Here is a 9,235-nt window from a genome sequence, read left to right on the forward strand (position 1 = left end):
CGGCCGCCGCCCGCCAGCGGGTGGTCGCCTCGCTCGTCCCGCCCGCCGCGGGGACGGGTGCCGTCTGTCCAGTCACCATCACACTCTCCGTTCCCGCCCGGGCACCCCGCCCGGCCGTGCCGCGGGCGCCGCGCGCCCGCCCCGATCCCTGTCCCCGGTCCGCGCGCCCCGGCGCGCCGCCGTCCGTCAGTCCGCGACCACGCGAACCGCGCCCGGCGTGTACTCGCGCTGGCGGACCACCCGGTACCAGCCCTTGGGCAGCGGGATCGCCGCGTGCTCCTCGTGCACCACCCGGCCGCCCTCCGGTAGGTGCAGCCACGCCGTGCCGAAAGGGCCGGACTCGCGCCGCAGCTCGCCCGGACCGACCACCGCGTGCGCGTGCCCGGTGACCTCGCCCAGCGCCAGCACCAGCCGGCCCCGCGCGTCCCTGGGCTGCGCGGCCAGCGACCCCACCCGGGACGGCACCGCCGACTCCTCCACCGGCACCATCAACACATCTCCCTGACGGAACATCAGCTCTCCCTCGCCGGCTCGACGACGTGTCGGAATCCCACGCCACGGACCATAGGACAGGGGTCTGACAATGACGCCCGGTACCCGGGTGACGACCGTGCCGGACGGGGCCGACGGGACGTGCGCGAAGAGCGGGGCAACGCGCCCGGGCGGTGCCCCGGACACCGGTTTGTCAGTCAGGGCTGGTAGACACTTGTTCGGCCCGCACCGACCTCCCGAGGAGCAGCGCATGACGGTCAACAACCACATCGAGGCGTTCCACGGCCTCCCCGTCTTCGACTTCGTCGCGGCCGTCGACGAGGGCGCCGAGCTGCCCGAGCCGGCCGCCGCGGCCTGGAAGATCGCCATCGAGTTCGAGGCCGACCAGGACTGGGTAACCCGCTGGCAGCAGTTCCTGGACCGCGTGGACGTCTCCCGGGTGACCGCCGTCGTGGTCGGCGAGTGGTCGCAGGACGGGCCGGAGAGCTTCGCCGAGCCGCTGGCCGCGATCCTCGGCGCGGCCGAGCGGCTGCCCGCCCTGCGCGGCCTGTTCATCGGCGACATCACGTACGAGGAGAACGAGATCTCCTGGATCGACATGGTCGACGTGAGCCCGGTGCTGACGGCCTTCCCGCTGCTCGCCGAACTGGTCGTGCGCGGCGGTTGCGACGAGCCGGAGGAGGGCGGGACCACCCTGTTCCAGCCGGTGCGGCACGAGCACCTGCGGGCGCTGCGGTTCGAGTCGGGCGGCCTGCCCGGCGAGGTGCCGCGGGCCGTCGCGGCGAGCGAACTGCCCGCGCTGGAGCGCCTGGAGTTCTGGCTCGGGGTGGAGAACTACGGCGGCACCACCGTCCTGGCCGACCTGGAGCCCTTCCTGGACGGCGCGCGCTTCCCCGCACTGCGCCACCTCGGCCTGCAGAACAGCGAGTTCCAGGACGGGATCGCCGCGGCCGTCGCGCACGCCCCGGTGGTGCCCCGGCTGGAGTCGCTGAACCTGTCGATGGGCGTGTTCACCGACCAGGGCGCGACGGCGCTGCTGGAGGGACAGCCGCTCACCCACCTCAAGTCCCTCGACCTGCACCACCACTACCTCACCGAGGCCATGCAGCAGCGGCTGCGCGAGTCCCTGCCCGGGGTGGCGCTCGACCTGTCCGAGCCCGGCAAGCCCGACGACCAGTGGCAGTACGTCGCCGTGGCCGAGTAGTCCGCGCGCCGGCCCGCTCCTCCACCACCCGCTCCAGTACCAGCCAGTCATGCCGCCCAGGGGGGCACCCGTGTTCATCACCAAGCTCGGCGACCACTTCCTCCAGCTGCCGGTCGTCAACCTCTCGCTCCGCGAGCCCGGCCGGCACGATCGGCGCGGGCTGACCGACGAACTGCCGGCGGCGGACGCCGTCGCCTGGCGGCTGTCCGTCGGCTACGGTTCCAAGCACGGCTTCGACGAGCTGTGGTCGGCCTTCCTCGACGCGGTCGACCCCGCCGCCGTCCGCGTCCTGCTGATCGGCCCCTGGTGGGTGCGGGACTACGTGCCGGTGCGCGAGACGCTCGAACGGGTCGTCGCCGACGCCGACCGCTTCCCCGCCCTGGAGGCGCTGTTCATCGCCGACGTGACGTCCGAGGACTGTGAGATCTCCTGGCTGGAGATGTCGGACGTCACCCCGGTGCTGAAGGCGTTCCCGCAGCTGACCGACCTGGTGGTGCGCGGCGGCAACGGGCTCGTGCTCAACCCGGTGCAGCACGGGCGGCTGACCACCCTGCGGTTCGAGTCCGGCGGGCTGCCGGACGACGTGGTGCGGGCGGTCGCGGCGAGCGAGCTGCCCGCGCTGGAGCGCCTGGAGCTGTGGTTCGGCGTCGACGAGTACGGCGGCGACGCGACGATCGACGACATCGCGCCGATCCTGGCCGGCACCCGCCTGCCGTCGCTGCGCCACCTCGGGCTGGAGAACAGCGAGTTCCAGGACGAGATCGCCGCCGCCGTCGCGCACGCCCCGGTGGTGCCCCGGCTGGAGTCGCTGAGCCTGGCGATGGGGGTGCTGAGCGACGAGGGCGCGGCGGCGCTGCTGGAGGGCCAGCCGCTCACCCACCTCAAGTCCCTCGACCTGCACCACCACTACCTCACCGACGCCATGCAGGAGCGGGTGCGCCAGGCACTGCCGGGCGTGGACGTCGACCTCTCGGAGGCCGAGGAGGACGACGAGGACGAGTGGCGCTACGTCGCGGTGGCCGAGTAGGCGGGCACCGATGCTGACGACGATCCCCCAGAGCGCCGGCCGGGCACCGTTCCCGGCCCGGCCCGGGCACCGGCTCCCGCCGGACGGGCGGCTGACCGTGCTCGGCAACCCCGGCCACCGCCGGGTGACGCTGTTCGCGGCCGCCGCCCGGGCCGCCGGGCTGCCCGAGCCCACCGTGCTGCCCTGGCTCGATCTGCTGCGCGGCACGTACCGGCTGCCCGAGGGCGCCGTGCTGCGGATCGAGTCGCCGGGCGAGGAGGAGGCGGTGGACGCGCTGCTGCGCGGACCGGCGCTCGGCGCGGGCTTCGCGCCGACCCGGGTCGAGGGCGGCGCCGCCTGGTACGCCGGGGTGACGGCCGCGCTGCGGGCGCTGGCCCGGGCCCCCGGGGTGCGGCTGCTCGGCGACCCGGAGGAGATCGCCGTGATGTTCGACAAGCGGCGGGCGCACGCGCTGTTGTCGCGCGCCGGGGTGCCGGTGCCGCGCGCCCTTGGCGGGGCCGCGGTCGCGGGCTGGGAGGACCTCCGGGCCCGGCTGGACGCCGAGGGGCTGCGCCGGGTCTTCGTCAAGCCCTCCCACGGCTCCTCCGCGTCGGGCGTGGTGGCGCTGGAGTTCGGGCCGCGCGGCCAGCTGCGCGCCACCACCTCGGTGGAGCTCACCGACGGCCGGCTGTACAACTCGCTGCGGGTCCGCCGCTACCGGGAGGAACGGCTGGTCGCGGAGCTGGTGGACCGGCTCGCCCCGGACGGCCTGCACGTCGAGCAGTGGGTCCCGAAGTCCTCCCAGACGGGCCGCTCGGCCGACCTGCGGGTCGTCGTGGTCGCCGGCCGGGCCACCCACGCCGTGGTCCGCACCAGCGCCCAGCCGATGACCAACCTTCACCTCGGCGGCGCCCGGGGCAGCCTGGAGCTGGCCCGGGAGGCCGCCGGACCGGCCTGGCCGGACCTCCTGGAGACGGCGGAGCGGGCGGCCGCGTGCTTCCCGAACTCCCCGGTGGTCGGTGTCGACGTGCTGCCCACCGCCGCTTGGCGGCGGACGGTGGTCGGCGAGGTCAACGCCTTCGGCGACCTGCTGCCCGGCCTCACCGGACTGCCCGGCGGGCCCGCCGAGGGCCTCGACACCTACGCCGCCCAACTCGCCGCGCTCGGCGCCGCCCCCGCGCCGCCCGCCACCCCGGAACCGACGATCCACCCACGTACGGAACAGCCTCGATGAACCACCAGCCCAGCACCCACGCCCCCGCCGTCCCGGCCGACTCCCCCGACATGAACGCCGTGGTGGGCAGCCACGACCTGCTGCTCGTCACGCTCGACACCCTGCGCTTCGACGTCGCCGAGGAGTTGGCCGCCGCCGGACGGATCCCCCACCTGGCCGCCCACCTGCCCGGCGGGCGCTGGGAGCGGCGGCACTCCCCCGGCAGCTTCACCTACGCCTCCCACCAGGCGATCCTGGCCGGCTTCCTGCCGACCCCGGCCTCGCCCGACGGGCCGCACCCGCGCCTGTTCGCCGCCCGGTTCGCCGGTTCGGAGAGCACCGCGCCGCGCACCTGGGTGTTCGACGCCCCGGACCTGCCGGGCGCGCTCGCCGCCGCCGGCTACCGGACCGTCTGCGTCGGCGGCGTCGGCTTCTTCAACAAGCAGGGGCCGCTGGGCTCGGTGCTGCCCGGGCTCTTCCAGGAGAGCCACTGGTCACCGGAGATGGGCGTGCCCTCGCCCACCTCCTTCGAGGAGCAGGTCGCCCGCGCGGAGCGGGTCGCCGCCGAGCAGCCCGCCGGACAGCCGCTCTTCCTCTTCGTCAACGTCTCGGCGCTGCACCAGCCGAACTGGTTCCACCTGCCGGGCGCGACGCGCGAGCACGGTGACAGCCGGGCGAGCCACGCCGCCGCCCTGGAGTACGTGGACGCCCACATCGGCCGGCTGTTCGCGGCGATGAGCGCGCGCCGGCCGTGCTTCGCGATCGTCTGCTCGGACCACGGCACGGCCTACGGGGAGGACGGCTACACCGGCCACCGGATCGGCCACGAGGTGGTCTGGACGGTGCCGTACGCCCACTTCACGCTCCCCGCGAGCACCCCGCCGTCCGCCACGCCCGCCGAGGAGACCGCATGACCACCGCCCCCGCCCGGCCGGCCCAGGACGCGACGCCCACGCCCGCACCGGCACCCGCCACCGAGCGTCCGTACCAGTCGTACGTCTACGCCTACCCCCACAAGACCGCGTACCGCGAGCTGCCCGACCGCCCGCCGCTGCGCGAGCTGTGGGCGGGCGAGTCGCAGCACGCGCTCTCGCTCTACCTGCACATCCCGTTCTGCGAGGTGCGCTGCGGCTTCTGCAACCTGTTCACCCGGATCGGCGGTCCGGACGGTCTGACCACCGCCTACCTGGACGCCCTCGACCGGCAGGCGGGCGCCGTGCGCGCGGCGCTGGACGAGGGCGCCCGGTTCGCGCTCGCCGCGTTCGGCGGCGGCACCCCCACCTACCTGAGCGCCGCCGAACTGGAGCGGCTCTGCGACATCGCCGAGCACCGGATGGGCGCGGACCTGCGGGCGGTGCCGCTGTCGGTCGAGGCCTCCCCCGCCACCGCCACCGCCGACCGCCTCGCGGTGCTCGCCGAGCGCGGCACCACCCGGCTGAGCCTGGGCGTGCAGTCCTTCGTCGACGCGGAGGCCCGCTCGGCGGTCCGTCCGCAGAAGCGCGCCGACGTCGAGGCCGCGCTGGGCCGGATCCGCGACGCCGGGTTCCCGGTGCTCAACATCGACCTCATCTACGGCATCGACGGTCAGACCGAGGCCAGTTGGCTCCACTCGCTGGACGCCGCGCTGCTCTGGCAGCCCGAGGAGCTGTACCTCTACCCGCTCTACGTACGCCCGCTGACCGGCCTGGCCCGGCGCGGGGAGGCGGAGAGCCCGGCCCAGTGGGACGCCCGGCGGCTGGCGCTCTACCGGGCCGGCCGCGACCACCTGCTCGCCCACGGCTACCAGCAGGTGTCGATGCGGATGTTCCGCCGGGCGGCCGCGCCGCAGGCCGGGGTGAGCGAGTACGCCTGCCAGACCGACGGCATGGTCGGCCTCGGCTGTGGCGCCCGCTCCTACACGTCCCGGCTGCACTACTCCTTCGACTACGCGGTGGACGCCACGGAGGTGCGCAGCATCATCGACGACTACGTGGCCACCGAGACCTTCGACCGCGCGGTGGTCGGCCGGGCGATGACCCCGGCCGAGGCGCGTCGGCGGCACCTCGTGCAGTCGCTGCTCCAGGCGGAGGGGCTCACGCTCGCCGAGTACCGGGCCCGCTTCGGCGGCACCCCCGCCGAGGACTTCCCGGCCGAACTCGCGGCGTTCGCGGCCCGCGGCTGGCTTGCGGAGGGCCCCGGTGACGTCCTTCGGCTCTCCCCCGAAGGTCTCGCGCACTCCGACGCCGTCGGGCCGATGCTGTTCTCGCCCGAGGTGCGCGCGCTGATGGCGGAATACGAGGCCAAGTGACCTTCCTCGGCATGCCCGCTCCCGGTCCGGCCGCCGCCGACGGCCCGGCCGGGCGATCCCTCGACCTCACCCTGCTCTACCGGGGCCCACTGGCCTCCTGCGACTACGACTGCCCGTACTGCCCGTTCGCCAAGCGGCGCGACACGCCCGAACAGCTGCGCGCCGACCGCGCCGCCCTGGAGCGGTTCACCGGCTGGGTCGCCGACCGGGCCGGCACCGGCGACTCCGTCTCGGTGCTGTTCACCCCCTGGGGCGAGGGGCTGGTGCGGTCCTGGTACCGGCGCGCCATGGTGGGGTTGAGCCGGTTGCCGCACGTCCGGCGGGTCGCCATCCAGACCAACCTCAGCTGCCGCACCGACTGGCTCGCCGAGGCGGACCTCGCCACCCTCGCGCTCTGGGTCACCTACCACCCCGGCCAGGTCGACCACGACCGCTTCCTCGCCAAGTGCCGGGAACTCGACGCCCTGGGCGCGCGGTACAGCATCGGGGTGGTGGGGCAGCCGGAGCACCTGGCGGCGGCCCGGCGGCTGCGCGCCGAGCTGTCCCCGGCGGTCTACCTCTGGATCAACGCCGCCGAGGGCTACACCTACACCGACGCCGAGGCGGCCGACTGGAGCGCCCTCGACCCGCACTTCGGCTTCAGCCGGCACGCCCACCCCAGCGCCGGCCGCCCCTGCCGCACCGGCGAGTCCGTCCTCTCGGTCGACGGCCACGGCACCGTCCGCCGCTGCCACTTCGTCAGTGAGGAACTCGGCAACCTCTACGACGGCACCTACCGGCCCCGGCTCTCCGCGCGCCCCTGCCCGCTCCCGGTCTGCGACTGCCACATCGGCTACGTCCACCTGGAGACCCTGCCGCTGTACGACGTCTTCGCGGGCGGCGTCCTGGAGCGGATTCCGCACACCTGGTAGCGACCCCGGCCTGCGGGAGGCCGCCGGGCAGGCGCTTCAGCGGCCCGCCCTGTCCCGCCTCGCCCCGGGACACCTGGCAGGGAGCGGCTGCTGACGACGTCTCGGGCGAGAAAACCAGTTGCGGAGCGACTGCGCCGCGTGACAGCGTGACCGTGATCCCTAAGAGGGTGACCCCAAGGAAAGGGCTGCTCATGACAGGCTGCGCCGTACCGGGCCTGGTGCTCGGCGACTCGTCGGTCCGCACGCCGACCGGGGAGCCACCTCTCGTCTGACCCAGCGTCGCTCCCCTCCTCGTCGGCGTGTTCTTCGTGCCCCCGCACGTTCGACCACGAGGAGCCCCGGTGCCCGGAACCACCCGCACCAACGCGCACACCACCACCCTTACCGCCGTCACCACCGCCGACACCGTCATCCCGTTCACCGGCCTGGCCACCCGGTGGCACAGCGAGAACGGCACGCCGCCGCCCGGGCGCGTCATCCTCGCCGATGACCGGCTGTCGGCGGACACCGCCTACCGTCTGGCCTCGGAGGACGTCGCCGTCCTGTGGCAGGGCGACTACCACGGTGCCCGGCAACTGCTCACCGCCCTCACCCGGCGGGCCGCACGCGCCGCGCACCGACCACGCGCCGCAGGCGTGGCCGCCCCCGCCGAGGCGTTCCGGGAGCAGCGGCGGGAACGCGCCCGGACCGCACGGCTGCTCAGCCGCCTCACGGTCCGCTTGGAGGCCGACCACGCCCTCCTCCTGCGGCGCGCGCCCGACGTCCGGCGGGCCTGCCGGGAGGCCTACGGCCCGGCCGGCGCGCCCCGCGTGGTCGCCCTGCGGGAGTTGCTCGGCGTCCTCGGCGCTCGGCAGTGGCGCGAGCGTGGCGTGCACGTGCCCGCGCTCGGGGCGCGGGTTCACCCGCACTACGGCGTGTTCTCCCCGGTCCGCGGCGAGTACGTCGACCTGGTGGCCCGGGCGCCGCTGCCCGTCGCGGCACCGGGCGGCACGCTCGACGCCGGTACCGCGTTCGACCTCGGCACCGGCACCGGGGTGCTGGCAGCCGTCCTGGCCCGGCGCGGGGTCGGACGGGTGCTGGTCACCGACGCCAATCCGCGCGCCCTGGTCTGCGCCCGCGACAACGCGCACCGACTGGGCCTGGCCGACCGCGTCCGGCCGGCCGGCACCGGCCTCTACCCGCCGGGCGGCGAGCGGGCCGGGCTGGTGGTCTGCAATCCGCCGTGGCTGCCGGCGGAGCCGACCTCCGCCCTCGAACAGGGCGTGTACGACTCCGGCGGCCGGATGCTGCACGGCTTCCTCGACGGGCTGGCGACGCGGCTCGCACCCGGCGGGGAGGGCTGGCTGGTCCTCTCCGACCTCGCCGAACACCTGGGCCTGCGCTCGCGCGCCGACCTGCACGCCGCCTTCGCGGCCGCCGGTCTGCGGGTCGTCGGCCGCCTCGACGCCCGCCCCCGGCACCGCCGGGCGACCGAGGCGGCCCGCCGCACCGAGGTCCGGGCCGCCGATCCACTCCGCGCCGCCCGCGCCGCCGAGGTGACGTCGCTCTGGCGGCTCGCCCCGGCGTGACGCCCGGGCACAGCGCCCCGGCGTGACGCGCCGTCGCCCGCCGGACACGCCGGGACACGCCTGGCGTCCGGTGGGCGTCCGGCGTGGCCACCGACGGCCCGGCGTACCTACGCTGGAGGGACGAGGAGGCGATCAGCATGCTTGGAGACGCACCCCTGGTGGCGATCATCCCTGCCGCCGACCTGGCCCGGGCGAAGTCCTTCTACACCGACACCCTCGGCCTCAAACTCACCGACGCCGGTCCGGAGGGCGACCTGACCTTCGAGTGCGGCGGCACCGAGTTCGGCATCTACGAGACACCCAGCGGCGGCCAGGCCGCCCACACCCTGGCCAGTTTCAAGGTCCCCGACCTGGACGCCGAGATGACCGCGCTGCGCGGCAAGGGCGTCGTGTTCGAGGAGTACGACATGCCCGGGCTGACGACCGTCAACGGCGTCGCGGAGGCCGAGGGCATGCGCGCCGCCTGGTTCAAGGACAGCGAGGGCAACATCCTCTGCCTGAACGAGCGGACCGCCGGCTGACGGCCGCCGCTTCCGCCACCACCACCTGAACGC

9 protein-coding genes are annotated in these 9,235 nt (G+C 75.1%); 8 read left to right on the top strand and 1 reads right to left on the bottom strand.

Going from position 1 to position 9,235, the window contains the following annotated elements; all coding sequences use genetic code 11:
- Nucleotides 1-186: 186 nt before the first annotated feature.
- Nucleotides 187-513 (bottom strand): hypothetical protein, encoded by a 327-nt coding sequence (locus tag ABD308_RS20360; protein ID WP_344337288.1) that lies wholly within the window; start codon nt 511-513, stop codon nt 187-189.
- A gap of 229 nt (nt 514-742) precedes the next feature.
- On the opposite strand from ABD308_RS20360, the gene ABD308_RS20365 reads away from it, so the two are divergent.
- The 8 genes from ABD308_RS20365 to ABD308_RS20400 all read left to right on the top strand — a co-directional run bounded on the left by ABD308_RS20365 (nt 743) and on the right by ABD308_RS20400 (nt 9,202).
- Nucleotides 743-1,696: an STM4015 family protein gene (locus ABD308_RS20365; protein ID WP_344337289.1), complete on the top strand. Its 954-nt coding sequence runs from the start codon at nt 743-745 to the stop codon at nt 1,694-1,696.
- Nucleotides 1,697-1,745: 49 nt separating this feature from the next.
- Nucleotides 1,746-2,723 (top strand): STM4015 family protein, encoded by a 978-nt coding sequence (locus ABD308_RS20370; RefSeq protein ID WP_425554810.1) that lies wholly within the window; start codon nt 1,746-1,748, stop codon nt 2,721-2,723.
- Nucleotides 2,724-2,733: 10 nt separating this feature from the next.
- Nucleotides 2,734-3,936: an STM4014 family protein gene (locus tag ABD308_RS20375; RefSeq protein WP_344337291.1), complete on the top strand. Its 1,203-nt coding sequence runs from the start codon at nt 2,734-2,736 to the stop codon at nt 3,934-3,936.
- A gap of 50 nt (nt 3,937-3,986) precedes the next feature.
- Nucleotides 3,987-4,829, top strand: a complete 843-nt coding sequence (locus ABD308_RS20380) for an STM4013/SEN3800 family hydrolase (RefSeq protein WP_344337316.1) — start codon at nt 3,987-3,989, stop codon at nt 4,827-4,829.
- Nucleotides 4,826-6,202: an STM4012 family radical SAM protein gene (locus tag ABD308_RS20385; protein ID WP_344337293.1), complete on the top strand. Its 1,377-nt coding sequence runs from the start codon at nt 4,826-4,828 to the stop codon at nt 6,200-6,202. The genes ABD308_RS20380 and ABD308_RS20385 overlap by 4 nt, the downstream gene beginning before the upstream one ends.
- 11 nt (nt 6,203-6,213) lie before the next feature.
- Complete coding sequence (locus ABD308_RS20390; protein ID WP_344337294.1) at nt 6,214-7,113, top strand: STM4011 family radical SAM protein; 900 nt, start codon at nt 6,214-6,216, stop codon at nt 7,111-7,113.
- Nucleotides 7,114-7,523: 410 nt separating this feature from the next.
- On the top strand, nt 7,524-8,681 hold the full coding sequence (locus ABD308_RS20395) for a methyltransferase (RefSeq protein ID WP_344337317.1): 1,158 nt from the start codon (nt 7,524-7,526) through the stop codon (nt 8,679-8,681).
- A 137-nt stretch (nt 8,682-8,818) separates the two neighbouring features.
- Entirely contained in the window at nt 8,819-9,202 is a 384-nt protein-coding gene (locus ABD308_RS20400) for a VOC family protein (RefSeq protein WP_344337296.1), read from the top strand.
- Nucleotides 9,203-9,235: the final 33 nt, after the last annotated feature.

Origin of the sequence: Kitasatospora putterlickiae (assembly GCF_039527695.1) — a bacterium.
Lineage (GTDB): Bacteria > Actinomycetota > Actinomycetes > Streptomycetales > Streptomycetaceae > Kitasatospora > Kitasatospora putterlickiae.